The organism is Leclercia sp. W6 (assembly GCF_003336345.1).
GTDB lineage: Bacteria > Pseudomonadota > Gammaproteobacteria > Enterobacterales > Enterobacteriaceae > Enterobacter.
Genome location: NZ_CP031104.1, coordinates 2,686,338 through 2,702,559, shown reverse-complemented (window position 1 = coordinate 2,702,559; position 16,222 = coordinate 2,686,338). Strand labels below are relative to the sequence as shown.

The 16,222-nt window shown below is 43.8% G+C and carries 17 protein-coding genes; 7 read left to right on the top strand and 10 right to left on the bottom strand.

The genetic code is table 11. The annotated features are described in order from the left end of the window. Positions 1-241 precede the first annotated feature (241 nt). The 3 genes from DVA43_RS13260 to DVA43_RS13250 are packed head-to-tail and all read right to left on the bottom strand — an operon-like array spanning position 242 to position 2,995. Positions 242-1,720, bottom strand: a complete 1,479-nt coding sequence (locus tag DVA43_RS13260) for a glucosyltransferase domain-containing protein (protein WP_007864809.1) — start codon at positions 1,718-1,720, stop codon at positions 242-244. After that, a complete protein-coding gene (locus tag DVA43_RS13255) occupies positions 1,713-2,636 on the bottom strand; it encodes a glycosyltransferase family 2 protein (protein WP_114315827.1) in 924 nt (307 codons plus the stop codon). The genes DVA43_RS13260 and DVA43_RS13255 overlap by 8 nt, the downstream gene beginning before the upstream one ends. Next, on the bottom strand, positions 2,633-2,995 hold the full coding sequence (locus DVA43_RS13250; RefSeq protein WP_000915536.1) for a bactoprenol glucosyl transferase: 363 nt from the start codon (positions 2,993-2,995) through the stop codon (positions 2,633-2,635). The genes DVA43_RS13255 and DVA43_RS13250 overlap by 4 nt, the downstream gene beginning before the upstream one ends. A gap of 499 nt (positions 2,996-3,494) precedes the next feature. On the opposite strand from DVA43_RS13250, the gene DVA43_RS13245 reads away from it, so the two are divergent. Continuing rightward, positions 3,495-4,661: an integrase arm-type DNA-binding domain-containing protein gene (locus DVA43_RS13245; protein ID WP_114315826.1), complete on the top strand. Its 1,167-nt coding sequence runs from the start codon at positions 3,495-3,497 to the stop codon at positions 4,659-4,661. Positions 4,662-4,709: 48 nt separating this feature from the next. Continuing rightward, positions 4,710-5,192 carry a hypothetical protein gene (locus tag DVA43_RS13240; protein ID WP_114315825.1) on the top strand — a complete coding sequence of 161 codons (483 nt, stop codon included), beginning with the start codon at positions 4,710-4,712 and terminating at the stop codon, positions 5,190-5,192. Here the strand turns inward: DVA43_RS13240 and DVA43_RS13235 are convergent. The 5 genes from DVA43_RS13235 to DVA43_RS13215 form a co-directional block, all read right to left on the bottom strand. Next, positions 5,189-6,115: a retron St85 family RNA-directed DNA polymerase gene (locus tag DVA43_RS13235; RefSeq protein WP_114315824.1), complete on the bottom strand. Its 927-nt coding sequence runs from the start codon at positions 6,113-6,115 to the stop codon at positions 5,189-5,191. The genes DVA43_RS13240 and DVA43_RS13235 overlap by 4 nt on opposite strands. Then, on the bottom strand, positions 6,102-7,082 hold the full coding sequence (locus tag DVA43_RS13230) for a retron St85 family effector protein (protein ID WP_114315823.1): 981 nt from the start codon (positions 7,080-7,082) through the stop codon (positions 6,102-6,104). The genes DVA43_RS13235 and DVA43_RS13230 overlap by 14 nt, the downstream gene beginning before the upstream one ends. Before the next feature lie 963 nt (positions 7,083-8,045). After that, a complete protein-coding gene (locus tag DVA43_RS13225) occupies positions 8,046-8,321 on the bottom strand; it encodes an ogr/Delta-like zinc finger family protein (RefSeq protein ID WP_114315822.1) in 276 nt (91 codons plus the stop codon). Further along, on the bottom strand, positions 8,302-8,874 hold the full coding sequence (locus tag DVA43_RS13220) for a phage polarity suppression protein (protein WP_114315821.1): 573 nt from the start codon (positions 8,872-8,874) through the stop codon (positions 8,302-8,304). Before DVA43_RS13220 ends, DVA43_RS13225 begins: the two co-directional genes overlap by 20 nt. After that, on the bottom strand, positions 8,871-9,623 hold the full coding sequence (locus tag DVA43_RS13215) for a septation initiation protein (RefSeq protein ID WP_114315820.1): 753 nt from the start codon (positions 9,621-9,623) through the stop codon (positions 8,871-8,873). Before DVA43_RS13215 ends, DVA43_RS13220 begins: the two co-directional genes overlap by 4 nt. A 916-nt stretch (positions 9,624-10,539) precedes the next feature. On the opposite strand from DVA43_RS13215, the gene DVA43_RS13205 reads away from it, so the two are divergent. The 5 genes from DVA43_RS13205 to DVA43_RS13185 are packed head-to-tail and all read left to right on the top strand — an operon-like array spanning position 10,540 to position 14,242. Then, the gene (locus DVA43_RS13205; RefSeq protein ID WP_001743146.1) at positions 10,540-10,800 is read left to right on the top strand and encodes an AlpA family transcriptional regulator; all 261 of its coding nucleotides are present in this window, start codon (positions 10,540-10,542) and stop codon (positions 10,798-10,800) included. Then, positions 10,797-11,354, top strand: coding sequence for a host cell division inhibitor Icd-like protein (locus DVA43_RS13200; protein WP_109556465.1), 558 nt, complete (start codon positions 10,797-10,799; stop codon positions 11,352-11,354). Before DVA43_RS13205 ends, DVA43_RS13200 begins: the two co-directional genes overlap by 4 nt. Further along, positions 11,351-11,572 carry a hypothetical protein gene (locus DVA43_RS13195; RefSeq protein WP_114315818.1) on the top strand — a complete coding sequence of 74 codons (222 nt, stop codon included), beginning with the start codon at positions 11,351-11,353 and terminating at the stop codon, positions 11,570-11,572. Before DVA43_RS13200 ends, DVA43_RS13195 begins: the two co-directional genes overlap by 4 nt. After that, the gene (locus DVA43_RS13190) at positions 11,572-11,895 is read left to right on the top strand and encodes a DUF5375 family protein (protein ID WP_005287802.1); all 324 of its coding nucleotides are present in this window, start codon (positions 11,572-11,574) and stop codon (positions 11,893-11,895) included. The genes DVA43_RS13195 and DVA43_RS13190 overlap by 1 nt, the downstream gene beginning before the upstream one ends. A 13-nt stretch (positions 11,896-11,908) precedes the next feature. Then, a complete protein-coding gene (locus DVA43_RS13185) occupies positions 11,909-14,242 on the top strand; it encodes a primase-helicase zinc-binding domain-containing protein (RefSeq protein WP_114315817.1) in 2,334 nt (777 codons plus the stop codon). A 504-nt stretch (positions 14,243-14,746) separates the two neighbouring features. Here DVA43_RS13185 and DVA43_RS13180 read toward each other — a convergent pair. Continuing rightward, positions 14,747-15,853 carry a PTS fructose transporter subunit IIC gene (locus DVA43_RS13180; RefSeq protein WP_114315816.1) on the bottom strand — a complete coding sequence of 369 codons (1,107 nt, stop codon included), beginning with the start codon at positions 15,851-15,853 and terminating at the stop codon, positions 14,747-14,749. 41 nt (positions 15,854-15,894) lie between these two features. After that, positions 15,895-16,206, bottom strand: coding sequence for a PTS fructose transporter subunit IIB (locus tag DVA43_RS13175; RefSeq protein ID WP_114315815.1), 312 nt, complete (start codon positions 16,204-16,206; stop codon positions 15,895-15,897). Between the last annotated feature and the right edge of the window lie 16 nt (positions 16,207-16,222).

The following is a 16,222-nucleotide window of genomic DNA, read 5'->3' as shown; positions in this document are numbered from 1 at the left end:
CATTTTATGTTGATTCCGCAAATGCAGGTGTAGTGAATGTTACATTTGTTGGTGGGGATATAAGAACTGGAGGTAGCAATTATTTACCACCTTTGGCGTCAGGATCAAACTGCAATATAAAGGTTGTTGGTGCGTCAACTAATGCGTGGGATATTTTGTCTGGTGCAACGTATAGAGAGCTTTGACCCATCTCCCGCCCTATGGCGGGAGTATTATTTGCGGTTGAAGAATGTATTGTATCCTACCTATTTGAGCAATCCCTAAATGAGAATGAAACCACAAGATCTCCATTGCTGAAATATGTTTTGTATAACCCTGCATCAGTTATAAGTTGCATGTTACATAATTGTGATATTATTTCAACTTGTCTGGATGGTATTGGTTGTTCTCTGCCTGAATAGATTTCAGTCATCTTTACAATACCCCAAGCAAGATACCCATCAAAATATGATGGTATCATTTGTCTGTATAATGGAGACTTTTGAATAGCTTTATCCGCTATAGGCGTATAGAGAGCTTTCCCATCTATAGTGATCGTTTTTACGTCCTTAAATCCAATCTTTACGATATCATTTGTTACACCAATAATTATTCTTTCTGCCAACCTATCTTGAGATTTCATCGCATTAGCAAATGTTCCTATATAAGAAAAAGATGAAATAAGAACAACGCAGTAAATAATATTTAATTTAGCTTGATGCTTTGTTGATATAAATGAAATCAATGCAAATGTAGATGACATAAAAAAACCGAATCCTATGAATACACGAGGTCCTATAGGCATCGATTTAAGCGCTAGCCCAGGGCCAGGGATGCAAAATATAAGAATTAGCAGGCACGATGGGATAAGTATGTAACTAATAGACGTTTTAAAATTAATTTTTCTGTACTGATATACACGCAGTATTAGTGAAATCAAGCCTAATGATGCTAATAAAAATACTACATTGTAAATTTTAGCAATATTTCCTGTGTAAAAAGTACTTAATACATCAGAAGTAATCTTGACGTTTTTTTGCAATTCACCAAAACTATCTATAATTTGATTATAGCCATTAGCATAGTCACTGGTCACAAATAAAGGGACAATTATCTTTGCATATGCTAAGTAACCTACAACCATTCCAAAAGATGCAATCGCGACTTTCACCACTAAAGAGTATGGCTCTTCATTGTTTCTGATCGCAAAGAGTACATATAAGCATATCACTGATATAAAGACACTTAGTGACGCTTGGTACAAAGAAAGTGAAATGAAAACACATAAAAAGGATGCAAAGAAAATTTTTCCTCTTCCTGTCCTCATATAAAAAAGTGGAACTGCTGCTATTGCGGCAGATAGCGCCATGGTTAGAGAGTCGAAACGAAACGATAAGTTTTGTATAAAGAATGGACTAAGAAATATTGGTGTGAAAACTAACCATCCATATTTATGTGATGGGTTAAGATAGATGTGCATTAAATAACACAAGCTACTCATTATTAAAATTGAAATAATTTGCGGGAAAGGTGATATATCTGTAGCAGGAGAGCCAAGGTCTAGCGTCTTAAATATAAAATCAGAAAGTGGCCTGCCATCGATACCCCATGAAAAATACCCATATACAGATCTACCTATATCATCATAATACGGGCTGTTATTAATAAGCAATGGAAGAATGTAAAAAATGCCAATTACCCATAGTGGTATTAGTGATCTATAATTTATTTTATTATACATCTTTTGTTTCCTTTAATAGGTATTTTGGCCTTTGCTTTGTCTCAATGTAAATTCGTCCAATGTACTCACCAAGAACACCAATACCAATGAGTTGGATACCACCAAGGAAAAGTATAGATACTAGCAGGGATGGATAACCTCTAACCGGGTTTCCAAACGCCAGAGTGTCCAGAATCATCCATGCGCCATATGTAAATGCTAAGCCAGCGACGAGAAGGCCGATGTAAGTCCACATACGTAGCGGAAAAGTCGAGAAGCTCGTAATTCCCTCAAGAGCAAGATTCCACAACTTCCATCCGTTGAACTTGGTACTGCCAGCAACACGTTCTGCGCGGGCATAATCAACGATATCAGTGCGACCACCAACCCAACTCAAAACACCCTTCATGAAAAGGTTGCGTTCTGGCATGAGCTTAATGTTCTCTACGACTTCACGAGACATCAGACGGAAATCACCAACATTTTCCTCGATCTGCGGATTGCTGATTTTATTGTGAAGCTTATAGAACCACTCGGCGGTTTTCCTCTTCAGTCTGCCATCCGTTGAGCGGTCAGATCGTTTAGCAAGCACCATATCAGCGCCTGCCTGCCACTTTTCAATCAGATGAGGAATAACCTCAATCGGATCTTGCAGGTCAACATCAATTGGAATTACAGCATCTCCTGTTGCATGGTCTAACCCTGCAAATAATGCTGGTTCTTTACCAAAGTTGCGTGTAAATGACAGCGGAACAACTAGCGGATCAGAAACAGCCAGAGCGTTAATGATTGACTCCGTAGCGTCTTTGCTTCCGTCATTTATGAAAACAATTTCCACTTCATATGACTTCAACTCTTCGAATTCACGTACCGTTTTATAAAAAATTGGTATTGCTTCTTCTTCATTGAAGACAGGAACTACAAGAGATATCTTCATTTCGCATCCCTAAAGACAATGAACTTTGAATAGACGAAACCGCACACCAGGCTGATGGCGGAGAAGGTGACAAGAGTGACAATTGGAGGAAGTGAACATCTATCAGCAGCCCATCCAACAGTTGCACTCAGTGTTCCCATGAACCCGACATATAACATGTAGCGCATCGTTGTAGTCGATGCTTTGAATGTGAATTTTGCATTCGCGAAGAAGCTAAAACTCACAGCCACAACGAAACCTGCGAAGTTTGCCAGAGCCTGATTGGTATGCGCGGCATAGATACATACACCAAAAACCACCCAGTGTATAAGTGTGTTCAGCACACCAATCGAGGTGTACTTTGCAAATAGCTTTAACATTTATTTAATCAATGAGTTCTGAAAGGCATGAAGTCTATCATCCAAGTCTCAATCGATCGATACTTGCTGTGGTTGATAAGACAAAACTGAGACAAACAAAGCTTTGCACTGGATTGCAAGGCTTTGTGCTCTTCTGTGAATGTGTGGCTATATGTTTGAAGATCGTTGTGCCGTATTTGTGACATATATATGGCAACATCATGCATCAACTTTCTGTTTGTGCCATCAACTATAGCTTAGTGAATGCGGTTAATGCTTGCTAAAACAGATAGTTATGATTGGTGCTACAGATTCGTAATGCGAAGGTCGTAGGTTCGACTCCTATTATCGGCACCATCTCAACTTTCTCAAATGTCCGTATTTATCCATAAACACCTTGGTTTATAACGAATTTACTGCTTTTTAGTCCATCGTCGTCCGTAACCATCCAGTAGAATCCGATACGGAATGTGTATAGAATTGTGTATATGTTCCTGTTCGGTCCTGGATTCCTATACATATGCCTTTAAACGATATGCAGATTCGCCGCGCTAAGCCTGAAGATAAACCCTATACGCTTGGGGATGGGCAAGGCTTGTCATTGCTTATAGAACCTAATGGAAGCAAGAGCTGGCGGTTCCGCTATCGCTATGCCGGTAAACCCAAGATGATCTCGCTTGGCGTTTACCCAACGATCACCCTTGCCGATGCTCGTTCCCGTCGTGATGAAGCTCGAAAACTTGTGGCAGAAGGAAAGAACCCTAGTGAGGTTCGAAAAGAGCAAAAGCTGGCTCTGCAAACAGAGTCAGAGAACGCGTTCGAAAAGATAGCCAGAGAGTGGCATCAACTTAAATCTGCTAAATGGTCAGCGGGATATGCATCAGACATCATGGAAGCGTTTAAGAACGACATTTTTCCTTATGTTGGAACAAGGCCTGTGGGAGAGATTAAACCGCTAGAGCTGTTGAACGTACTGCGTAAAATTGAGAAACGTGGTGCGTTGGAGAAAATGCGTAAAGTGCGGCAGCGTTGCTCCGAAGTGTTTCGCTACGCAATTGCAACGGGTAGGGCGGAGTACAATCCTGCGGCTGATCTCTCCAGCGCTCTCGAAGTACATCAATCAAATCATTTCCCGTTCCTTAAAGCTGATGAGATACCCGAATTTCTGCGTGCCTTAGAGAGTTACACCGGGAGTAAGCTTGTCCAAATAGCAACGAAATTACTGATGATTACGGGCGTGAGAACCATCGAATTACGCGCGGCATTATGGCAAGAATTTGATCTGGATAACGCTATTTGGGAAATTCCTGCTGAAAGGATGAAAATGCGCAGGCCGCATCTTGTGCCATTGTCGACCCAAGCGTTAGATTTACTCCATGAACTCAAGATCATGACAGGGAACTATCGTTATGTTTTTCCAGGACGGAACGATCCGAACAAACCGATGAGTGAAGCGAGTATTAATCAGGTTATCAAACGTATCGGGTATGGCGGGAAACTTACCGGTCATGGATTTCGACATTCCTTATCTACTATCCTCCATGAAAAAGGATACGATTCGGCTTGGATAGAAATACAGCTTGCTCATGTAGATAAGAATACTATTCGAGGAACTTATAACCACGCCCTGTATATTGAAAATCGGCGAGTTATGATGCAGTGGTATGCAACATTTCTTTACTCATAAAATTAGCATTAATTTGAAGCTAACCACCAAATATCATTGAGGTATAGCATGGATTTGAAGGATAAAATTGAAATATACAAAATCTGCATTGATATGGCGGATAAAACAAGCGAGAGAAGATTAAAAAGCAATGGCCTAATAATTACTCTTAATACAGGGTTGATTTCACTGAATAGCTATCTATCATTGTCAGGAGTAGGACAAACGGCATGGAATATAGTAATTTGCACAGTTTGTATAATAATAAATATTTATTGGGTGTTTTTGATATCAACGTATAAAAAAATCAATGAGGCAAAGTTTGCAACTATTAATAGGATTGAAATAGATAATAAATTCCCTTTTAAACCATTTAATGAAGAGCATGATTTCTTAGAATCCAGTAAATATTTCCACCTTAGTACAATAGAACGACTTATACCATACACATTAATATTATTGAATGTCGCCATAATTATTATAGTGTTAGTCTCCGAAGCCAAAGTCTTACCTTCAACTACAATAATAAATATCGTGCCTTCAAAATTTTAATTATGTTTAGTAATGGAGTTGAGTGTCTCAGCTCCATATTTTTTATTCATCGATGAAACAAAATTGATATCAATGTGCTTTGCGTATGAAATATATCCTTTCAACTTAAGGATGTCATCGTTATTTAACTGGTTGAGTGTGTAACGATGTATCAGACTGCTAATCATTCTTTTTTTATGACGTCCTAAGGATAAATCACCATTATTATTAATTATAATGCCAGTTACTCTACGGCTCACAGCACGAGACGCGTAGATGGTTTTTTTATCATTTATTTTAAGCTTAGGGGACTTCATCTTACGTAAAATGCGTACAATTTCTTTTTGAAATCCAATCAGCTTTCCCTTTTCATTACATGAAAAAGTTAAATCATCTGCATATCTTGTGTAAATTATATCTTGCCGCTCACATAATTCCGTTACTTTTATGTCAAAGTCGTATAATACTGCATTTGATATTAATGGTGAACTAGGAGCTCCGACACTTAATGATAAACCACTTTTTTTTGTTTTCTTATAGAAAAAGAGTTTGTCTATTAAATTTAAATTGACTGGAATAGTTTCAAAGCCATTGTCAGTCAATGTGTTTCGTAAATCTAACGGTTTAATGCTGTTAAAAAAATCAGAAAAATCCATTTTGAGAAAATACTCATTTTTATGATGCATTAAAGCATTTCGCTTTATACTTTTCCCCTCAACATATGCGAAAGCATTTTCATGTACAGGTAGGTATGGAACTAAAAGTTCTAAGATTAATTTTTGCATTATTTTTAGTTCACGTGAAGGCTGGGCTATTTCACGCACGCCACCGCTATTTTTCTTCAAATAATATTTTTTGTATCTATAAGGGGCCGTGTGAATAAAAGTAATCACATTAGAGGAGGAAAGCATTGTTTTTTTTGAAATTATCTCAATTATGTTCATTAATGATCTCCTTAATGCTTCTTAGTGCAAGTCTTCTTTTCTTATCGTCACTTCTGGTCTCATCGTTAATGAAGAACAACAAATCAGTTTTTATACCAACTTCATCAACAGTTACGCCATGCTTATTTTTCCCCATACGAACACTCCCTCTTGAATTTTTTGTATAATAATACTTAGTACCACCATACTCATATATTTCAATGTGGAAAAATGTCTCAAGAAGAAAAAGCATCCTTTCGACTTCGCTTTGTAGCGTCTCATTTATACCTATTTCTTTTAAACACATCATGATTTCTTTTAATCGGATAGGCATAGATATAGATATTATATGTGTGATTAAAAAAGCTAAATGCCCTGCGTTATTAGCATCGAACTTATAATCCTTACCTTCAGAAGGGGCCATCCCGTTGACGTCACTGAGTATAAACTCTAAGTGTTCATTATAATCTTGACCTTCTGCAGGTCCGGGGTAAATACGATAGGAGTTTTTGTTTATTTTTTCTCTAAGATAAGATAAAGGTCCCAGGAATATAAATGATTCCTTTTTATCACCTTTCACTTCATGTTCAGGAACAATAACTAAAAGTTTCTTGTTTATATCCACTAGATTACAAAACAATCCTAACTCTGCAATTGAGCCACTGCTTTCTAGGAATATTACAATTAGCGAGGAAATATTGGCAATATCTTTTTCGAAGGAAATTAAATCGGGGTAGTGACTATCTTTCAAATAATTCTTGAATGCTTCAGCCAAAAGAAGTTTATTAAACAATCTAGAATCATTATCTTTGCAGTACTTATAAAACATGCCTCTCATTGAGGTCTGAGCCTCATCTAAAGGAGCAACTTTCGCACCGCACAAAAATATTATCTGCTCATCATAGCAAACGCGGAAATTTTTAAGCTCCCACTTCGAGACGTGGCCCTTTAGTTTTTCCTCATATTTTTCTTTCTGCTTTTTTTCCATGAGTCAGGGGCTTTTTATCAACTATATAAAAGAAGCTTACGCCACATTGTGGCGTAAGCTTTCGAGCAGCTCTTACCTAGAGGAAGCGCTTGGTGTTCCTCTGGATTGCGCGACGACGTGCAGCTAGGAGTGCAATCCAGAGGCACACCAAGCGCAACCCTAATGCCGTTCAATATGAAAGTGTCTGGCTAAGCGCCCGACAAGCATAACTAAATATGCCACACACGTTTAGAGCTCACTGATTTATAACTGATCATATATTGATAGTCCAGACCTAAAACACTGACTTTGCGCGCAATGCTATCCCCTCCACACCTGCCCGCTTAAGAGGTTGCTTTTAATGCAGGGCGGGCTAAGGCCGTGTCGGAACTAGCGCTGGTCGGGAGTGTAGGAAAAGGAAAGCACATGCAAAAGCAAGCACCTTTTGGATGGATGCTTTAATGCGGGGAAAATGACGTGATTTATGTGTTTTTTTGGACAATCTACGCACAACAAGTTCAGCGCGTTGATGGAGGACAATTACATTCTCTTAAGCGGTGAGTTTTTCAAAATTATTCATCCAATCTGCAGCGCCAACCCTGTAACACTCCTACCGCGTAGTTCTGCCCCAGGCTTGCATCTCTTCGCCCTTGTTCCTTGCGTTTCAACAGTATACCAAATGGGGAGAATTAACCCCGTATTGACCCTGCCAGCTCCTCAAGATTTGCATGATCAGCACCATTTAATCCCACAGCGCGCGCTCGTATCCCCGCCACGCCTGCCCGCTTTATGTAGTAGTTTTCATGCAGGTGCATGATCGGCTCTCACCCATGCCGTATGCGGTCTTAGCGATAAAAATACCAGTGCATAAAGTCATGCGTTTTCATGCGGCATAGGCATGCACTCTCAACATCAACGGAAAATTCAGAAAGTTGGGGTAAAAAAAACCGGCATATAAGCCGGTTCTCGGATCGCATTGAGTCGTCAAACAGGAATTTGCTGACGGTTGGATAGCCTGGAGGCCGCGCCATATTTTCCGAGCGTGTGTGCTGACTTCTCTGATTGCTCGCTTGCGGTTTGATCTTTGGTCTCAACCTTGTTAGGCCGGGCAATAATCGTGTCCACGCTCTCCAGTGCGGTGAACGTGCATGAGCACTCCAGGTTTTTGCACTGATAGTAGGTTCGCTTTATGGAGGGGGCCTCATAAAAGCTGGAACGGGCATGTGAGATTGCGCCGCACTCAGGACACTGTAAAGCCATAGGCTTCCTCCGCAAGTTTCAGGCGTTTGAGCCTGTTCTGAAAAGTTTTATGCTTCGCCGGAGTGAATATCCTTGATGCATCCATGCGCATTGATGCATCAGGCGACAAACCTGATTCATCAAGGATTTCACAGCAGGACTCAAGCAGCTCTGGAGCATTTAGTTCCGCATGATGTGCTAGTGCCGAACGCAGCACACGTGCAGCAACATCAAGGCCAAAGGGGCCGTTCAGATAAGGCGCTAGTGCTGAGGTCAGAGCCTTGCCCGAATTTTCCATAAAGTCGCTTAAGGCATTATCAACACAGGCATCCACAACACTTCTTTGCGCGTAAAGGCCATCATTTGCCGCACAGCTGATCTGCCACTCAAGGACCTCGAGCTTTTCTCTGAGAGTTTCCACCTGCCAGGCATAATTGGAAGGCTTATCTGAAGACTGTAATAGTGCCTGCAGCCGCAGTTGGGCTGTGCTTTGTTCATTGCGAAGGGATAGCCAGCTCTGAGAAGCTTCCCGGTAGTGCTGCAGCGCTTCCTGAGGTGTAATTGTGATGTTCATAAGCTTTGATCCTTCTTCGCTTTTTCACGCTGTTTTTGTATGCGAATTTGGGCTGCTGGGCTGGGGGCGTTTTGAATATCCTGATAGGCACTATTATCAGCAAGTACACCAATTTTATTAAGGAAGGGGTCATTCTGCAGAGAGGCATTCTGTTTCAATGCCGGGTTAGTGATTGAAGAGGTAACGAAATCCCGTAATAGCGTTTCAGGATCATTCACAGAATGGACAACACCGATTACAGAGCTGGCACTTCTCCCTTTTGTCACTTTGAGAAGGCTTAAAAGCTGGATAAGGGTTTGACCATGCTGCTTCATAAAATCATGCCAAAGCTGTGTAACATGGGTTTCGATAAGATTGTCATGCGCCTGAATGTAACTACGGGCCAGTTCCGCCGTTTTCCAGGGGAGATATTCATTCTCTCCGGCATGGGCCGCAAGCAGATCATCAAACTCGTCAAGTGTTTCACGCCCCAGGGCAATCTCAGCCCTTAGCTTTTTCATTTTCGGCGTTACCTGTCCCTGGTTTTCATGAAACATCTGACGCCATTCTTCATTCTGCGCCTTTGCCTCCGTTTCCGTTTCTACACGGCGTTTACGGATTGTTGCGAGCATCGCAGCAGCATCAGTTTGTTTGCGACGGGCTTCCGTCCAGGCTGATTTGGCAGCATTCACTTTTTCAAGCGCCTGTTGCGTCGCAGCGGGGATAGAAAAATCAGCAGTCGATTTATTGCTCTGGTCTGGGATAGTCATGTCAGCACCTTGTTGTTTGTCTTGGTGTCAATTGTGCTGTGATGCATACAAAGCTGCCATTGAACGCCATTGTGCGAGCCACAAGACAAAGACCTCTTTTGGCTAGCCAGAAAAGGCCTCGTTTAACTAAGGCTGTTTCAGACTTGCTTTAACTATTCACTACTATTCACTTAAGTAAAAAAATAGATAATACAGTAGGTTATAAGGTGAAGGGTTGGCATGGCAGTATTCATCGACTGTTCATAACAGTTCACATGGGAATAAAATTATTTATGGTATTTTTTCATAATGGATGGTTTTTTTATTCCTCGTAGCTATTTGTTTTTTGCTCCTCACCACTATTCACCCTTATTCAGTACTATTCAACAGGCACATAAATAGACTGCATGTTTTTGCCGGGAAATAACATTTTCGCCTCTGGCCATGGTGTTGCATTTCATACTGATTTTTATAAAACTAGATCTGTCCGGTTCTTTATGGATTCATTCGTATATATTTTAAGATTTAAGGTGAGGTTATTTAATATCAAGGTTTTTATGCAGGCCCAATATTTATAAGTTGGATGCGATTCAAAAATATGCCCGGAAATTAGGGCCTGCAATGCAAGGCCTCTACAAAAGTTGTGAAGCCTTGCTGTGTGGACTCTGGAGGCAGCACCATTACGTGTAATGACTCATAGGGTAATAAATATTCTGATGAATGTTAGTTCCTATTAATACTCCTGTATTTATAGTTCTCTGGTATGGTGTTTATTATGTCGTTTTATATGGTTTTACCGGATTTTAAGTTCCATAAAATCAATATTTGACGCTAAATAAATAATGCGTGCGCAAGCGAGTTATATATACATAATAAGGAACTACCTGAATCCGGATGAATTTATCCGGACTGTTGTGGATATTAAAGAGGGTAGGTGATGCACAATATTTCTGTTTCTGCGCCAGCTCCGGCTGCGCCATTATTTCCTGTACCGAACCAGCATGAACGATTTTTACGCCTGCCTGAGGTGATGCACTTGTGCGGGTTGTCTCGCTCGACCATTTACGACCTGATCAGCCGCGATGCGTTTCCGAAGCAGATCCCGCTTGGCGGTAAAAATGTCGCCTGGGCACAGTCTGAGGTCAGCGCATGGATGGCGGACCGTATCAGCGCCCGTGGGCGGGGATGTGATGCATGATGATACCTGAATACAATAAATACCTTTTTTCTGGCTTGCTTACTGTCGTCATTTCCAGGTATAGTTTTTCCGCTGTCGCAAAATCGGCAGCCGGAATTGGCGTTCCGCGAAACTCAATGGCGACACCAGACGCGCCAGGCGTCTTTTTTTTCGTCGTAGCTCAGGCACACCCATTTTCCGGGCTGTGGTGTTTATGCTTACACCGTGGTTCTTTCGAGATAATGGCAGTCCGGGCGGGGCAGCCTTCGGGCTGGCCGGTATCCATTGAGGCCGGTTACGCCAACCCCGTTCGGGCTGCCACCAGTGAAATTGGCGTTTCCGGTGGTAGCAATAACCGCTACTCAATGGAGGCTGCCATCATGGCTACAATCCTCACCCCGTCATACCCGCAATATGTCTTTGTGTTTGCCGCAATCCGCCGTGCTGACACCCAACCCCGCATTTGTATGCTTCGTACTGTAGCCTGCGATGAGCGTTCCGCGCGTCTTTCGCTGGTCCGTGATTATGTGCTCTCCCTTTCTGCACGCCTGCCTGCCGGGGAGGTGACGCTATGAACCAGTTTGAGATTTCTTACGACGATGTTGTAAGGCTGAAACATTTACGCAATGTGGGTGAGTATGTAACTGGCATGGCAGCCCTGCAGGACTGTTATGAAAAGCCAGCAGGTGCCCAGTGCGAACAACTGGTTTCCCTCATTTATCTGATGACAGAGCAACTGAATGGAGTGGTGCAACGCTGCCATGACGACCTGATGAATGCGGAGGTGGCCTGATGAAATGCTGTGAATCTCATCTGGCACTTCGTGCCGCTCTGTATCGCCGTGCCGTTGCCTGTGCCTGGCTGGCTCTCAGCAATCATCAGGAACGTTATTCCGGCCTGACGCTCGCTGAACTTGAAGATGCCATAGCCCGCGAGCTGGAAGGGTTCTATCTGCGCCAGCATGGGCAGCAAAGAGGGCTGGAAATTGCCTGCGCGTTGCTTTCGGATCTGATGGAGTCGGGGCCGCTTAAAGCCTGTCCGGTTCTCTCACTGCTCGGAATGACGGTCATGGATGAACTTTGTTCCCGTCACCTCAACAAACCAGCGCTGCACTAAGGAGGGCCGCACAATGTCAGGAATGAAAGTTAGCCAGGCTGAGAAAGCAGCTCGTGGTCACTGGTCAAGAATTTTACCCGCGCTGGGCGTAAAAGTACTGAAAAATCGGCACCAGCCCTGCCCGGTCTGTGCCGGGAAAGACCGCTTTCGATTTGATGACCAGGAAGGGCGGGGAACGTGGTTCTGTAACCAGTGCGGGGCAGGTGATGGCCTGGCGCTTGTAAGTAAAGTACTGGATGTAGGCATTAGTGAAGCGGCAGACAGAATAAACGGCATTACCGGAAACCTGCCGCCAGTATCTCAGGGAATGCCTGAATCTGGTTCTCTTGAAAATGAGGACGGAAGAAAAGCTGCAGCAGTGCTGGCTGCCCGTTTGTTTGATAAATCCCGTCAGACCACTGGCAATGCCTATCTGACGGGTAAAGGGTTTCCTGCACTGCCTTGCCGGGAATTAACCGCCATGCATAAAGTCGGTGGTGTGGCATTTCGCGCGGGAGATCTTGTCGTTCCATTGTATGCAGATGGAGAGCTGGTAAATCTGCAGTTAATCAACGCTGATGGGGGCAAATGCTTCCTTAAAGGCGGTCAGGTTAAGAATGCCTTTTACCTGGTTGAAGGTACTGCCAAAGCAGCCAAACGGCTTTGGATAGCGGAAGGATATGCCACCGCACTCACTATCAACCATCTGACTGGCGATGCTGTCATGGTGGCTTTTTCTTCCGTCAATTTCCTTTCCCTGGCGAGCATTGCCTGCAGTCAGTACCCAACGCACCAGATAATTATTGCTGCTGACCGCGATCTCAACGGTGCAGGGCAAACAAGGGGCATATCTGCTGCCAGGGCGTGCAATTGCAAAATGGTACTCCCGCCAGTGTTTGGTGACTGGAACGATGCATTTACTCAGAATGGCGAAGAGGCAACCCGGCAGGCAATTTATGAAGCTATAAAACCAGTTATTGCCAGCCCCTTCGACACAATGAGCGAAGCTGAATTTACCGCGCTGAGCGTCAGCGAAAAAGCGCAGAGGGTAGTGGATCACTATAAAAACTCACTGGCAGTAGACCCGAACGGGCAGCTCCTTTCACGCTATGAGGCGGGGGCCTGGAAAGTTATCTATTACGCCGATTTTGCCCGTGATGTCGCTGCGCTGTTTCAGCGCCTCGACGCACCTTTTTCATCCGCGAAAATTGCGTCTCTCGTGGAAACCCTCAAACTGATCGTTCCGCAACAGCAGAATCCGGCGCGGCAACTTATCGGATTTCGCAACGGTGTGCTCGATACCCGAACGGGATTGTTCAACCTGCACGATAAGAAGCACTGGTTACGTACGCTGTGCGAGGTGGATTACACGCAGCCCGTTGACGGCGAGTCACTGGAAACCCATGCCCCGGCATTCTGGCGCTGGCTGGATCGTGCCGCAGGTTTTAAACCTGAAAAACGGGACATTATTCTGGCTGCATTGTTTATGGTGCTGGCTAACCGTTATGACTGGCAGCTGTTTCTGGAGGTCACAGGTCCTGGCGGAAGCGGAAAGAGTATTCTGGCTGAAATAGCAACCATGCTGGCAGGTGAGGATAATGCTACCTCCGCAACCATTGAAATGCTTGAGTCACCACGAGAACGAGCCGCATTAATTGGTTTCTCACTGATTCGACTTCCCGACCAGGAAAAGTGGAGCGGTGACGGGGCCGGACTAAAAGCCATCACTGGCGGCGATGCGGTATCCGTTGATCCCAAATACCAGAACGCCTATTCAACCCACATTCCTGCAGTTATTCTGGCTGTGAACAATAACCCGATGCGTTTCACTGATCGTAGTGGTGGAGTTTCACGCCGAAGGGTGATCCTGCATTTCCCTGACCAGATAGCCCCGGAGGAACGTGATACTCAGCTCAAAGAGAAGATTGCTAGCGAGCTGGCAGTGATTGTTCGCCAGCTTATGCAGCGTTTCAGTGACCCAATGAGTGCCAGGACATTACTTCAGTCGCAGCAGAACTCCGATGAAGCGCTCACCATCAAGCGTGATGCTGATTCTGCGTTTGATTTTTGCGGATACCTTGAAGTCCTGCCTGACACCACGGGAATGTTTATGGGGAACGCTAACATTGTCCCACGTCAGCCTCGTACATACCTTTACCATGCCTATCTGGTCTACATGGAAGCCAACGGCTATAAAAATACGCTCAGTCTGACCATGTTTGGCAAGGGGCTGCCGTTAATGCTGAAAGAGTATGGTTTGCAATACGAGAAGCGGCGGACCAATCAGGGAATGCAGACTAACCTGGCCCTAAAGGAGGAAAGCAATTCTGACTGGCTACCTAAGTGCGATGGCCCTATAGCAACTTAACGAATCATCGACCCGGCTAATGCCGGGTTTTTTATGCTCAACGGATAAATGTAGAGTTTGCTGTTCACTCTACACCATATTGTTAACTTCTATATTATTGATATTAAACGTAATAATATGGTGGTGAACAGTGTGCATGATTTTCCCAAGAAAAAGTATTTTGTTGGGTGTTGAGATGAGTGATTTTTGAACGCCTTCGCCAATGTGTATAGCCATGTGTATAGGATTGTTTTTCGATATTAATAAACCAATTAAAAACAATGAGTTGGTTGCTATTATTTATTCCTATTATCGCACCATCTCAATCCACGCGTTACCTCTGATATTCACCAGTCAGGAATGTTAGTCCCAGGTATTATCAACAGAACATATTCTTTGCATAATTTTTAGCCTGCACCGTTTACATAAGCCTGAGAAGGTGTTCGGGCAGCACCAGTAGCCTGGATACCGCCCAGCGAAACATAGAATGTTGCCAATCTACCCTGCGTGTTTTTACGTCCAGGCTTAGCTTATTTTGATGTCATCCAGATTAATATCTTCCTCTTCATCATCGTGGTTTATAACCACGTCGCGAGGAACATCCTTTTTGATGACGGCATAGACAGTAGCCGTGACAACGATATTCACCAGTAACGCCATAATACCCGCCATGGGGTGTGACATGGTTGGAATCATCAACACGCCGCCGAAAGGTACGGTTGCGTCAGCACCATATACCATGGTAACTGCACCACCACAGGCGCCACCGATTGCCGCAGCGGTGATACCACGAATGATATCGTTCATCACGATAGGTATAGAGCCTTCGACGATATTCACCACTCCCATCGGCACCGCAGATTTTAACATCTCGATCTCTTCGTTGTTATAGATGTTCTTGCGAAGAAGTTTGGCGATAAAAAATGCCAGCCCCAGGCCGATAGGGGTTGCGGTATTAACTAACTGAAGTGCAGTAATGGGCTCATTTATACCCTGCGCCTGGAGCGTTAAGACGAATGCGAAGCACGTTTTATTAATCGGCCCGCCAAAATCAACAATACACAATGCGCCAATCACAGCACCTAAGACTAAATTAGAGGAGGTACCCATACTTCTCAGGAAAGAGGTGAGAGCATCGGTAAAAATACCGATAGGCGTACCGATGATATAGACCATGATCAGGGCGCTGATGATAGAGGCAAAAAATGGCACAATCAGTGTAGGCATTAAGCCTCGAGCCCAGGCAGGAACCTTCACATTTTTAATGATGGCAAGCGCAATATACCCGGAAATGTAGCCGCCGATCATGCCGCCGATGAAACCTGCACCAATAGCATTAGCCGCCAGGCCCACAATAAAACCCGGCGCAATACCGGGTTTGCCAGCGATCGAGCCGGAAATCCCGATAGCGATAACGACGGGCAAAAGTCCGAGGGCCTTTGCGCCCATTGTTGCTAAGGCCTGCCACAGATCAAACTGGCCCGGCACTAAAGCGTCCTGAGCCGTACCCCCCAGGCCCATGCCGATGGCAATAATAAATCCAGCACCACAGACAATGGGAATTAAGAACGAGATAGCAGTAAGCAGATGACCTTTAGGGTTGGCTGCTTTCCATATTTCTTTTATATTCATAAGTTACGCCCTTTAATTTATAGGATACGCACAGGTAAAAGTTATGAATTCACTAATTCAGTGAGCTTTTCAATAAGCTTATTAGGAGATTTAACCGCCATTTCTGTTGGGACTTTAACTACTCTCTTTCCGGCGAAACGTTCTTCTCCAGATACCTTAACATCGGCGGCAAGCAGGACAATATCGGCCTGTGCAATTTCATCAGCGGTTAAGGCGTTCTCGATACCAATAGTGCCTTGCGTTTCAATTTTGACATTGTGACCCGCCTTTTTTGCTGCTGTTTCAATTTTCTTTTGCGCAATGTATGTATGCGCAATGCCTACAGTACAGGCTGTAATTCCAACGATATTCATGGGTACTCTCCATAAT

Coding starts and splice junctions, on each gene's coding strand:
- DVA43_RS13260 (WP_007864809.1), bottom strand. CDS start 1,720: ATGTATAATAAAATAAATTATAGATCACTAATACCACTATGGGTAATT.
- DVA43_RS13255 (WP_114315827.1), bottom strand. CDS start 2,636: ATGAAGATATCTCTTGTAGTTCCTGTCTTCAATGAAGAAGAAGCAATA.
- DVA43_RS13250 (WP_000915536.1), bottom strand. CDS start 2,995: ATGTTAAAGCTATTTGCAAAGTACACCTCGATTGGTGTGCTGAACACA.
- DVA43_RS13245 (WP_114315826.1), top strand. CDS start 3,495: ATGCCTTTAAACGATATGCAGATTCGCCGCGCTAAGCCTGAAGATAAA.
- DVA43_RS13240 (WP_114315825.1), top strand. CDS start 4,710: ATGGATTTGAAGGATAAAATTGAAATATACAAAATCTGCATTGATATG.
- DVA43_RS13235 (WP_114315824.1), bottom strand. CDS start 6,115: ATGAACATAATTGAGATAATTTCAAAAAAAACAATGCTTTCCTCCTCT.
- DVA43_RS13230 (WP_114315823.1), bottom strand. CDS start 7,082: ATGGAAAAAAAGCAGAAAGAAAAATATGAGGAAAAACTAAAGGGCCAC.
- DVA43_RS13225 (WP_114315822.1), bottom strand. CDS start 8,321: ATGGCTTTACAGTGTCCTGAGTGCGGCGCAATCTCACATGCCCGTTCC.
- DVA43_RS13220 (WP_114315821.1), bottom strand. CDS start 8,874: ATGAACATCACAATTACACCTCAGGAAGCGCTGCAGCACTACCGGGAA.
- DVA43_RS13215 (WP_114315820.1), bottom strand. CDS start 9,623: ATGACTATCCCAGACCAGAGCAATAAATCGACTGCTGATTTTTCTATC.
- DVA43_RS13205 (WP_001743146.1), top strand. CDS start 10,540: ATGCACAATATTTCTGTTTCTGCGCCAGCTCCGGCTGCGCCATTATTT.
- DVA43_RS13200 (WP_109556465.1), top strand. CDS start 10,797: ATGATGATACCTGAATACAATAAATACCTTTTTTCTGGCTTGCTTACT.
- DVA43_RS13195 (WP_114315818.1), top strand. CDS start 11,351: ATGAACCAGTTTGAGATTTCTTACGACGATGTTGTAAGGCTGAAACAT.
- DVA43_RS13190 (WP_005287802.1), top strand. CDS start 11,572: ATGAAATGCTGTGAATCTCATCTGGCACTTCGTGCCGCTCTGTATCGC.
- DVA43_RS13185 (WP_114315817.1), top strand. CDS start 11,909: ATGTCAGGAATGAAAGTTAGCCAGGCTGAGAAAGCAGCTCGTGGTCAC.
- DVA43_RS13180 (WP_114315816.1), bottom strand. CDS start 15,853: ATGAATATAAAAGAAATATGGAAAGCAGCCAACCCTAAAGGTCATCTG.
- DVA43_RS13175 (WP_114315815.1), bottom strand. CDS start 16,206: ATGAATATCGTTGGAATTACAGCCTGTACTGTAGGCATTGCGCATACA.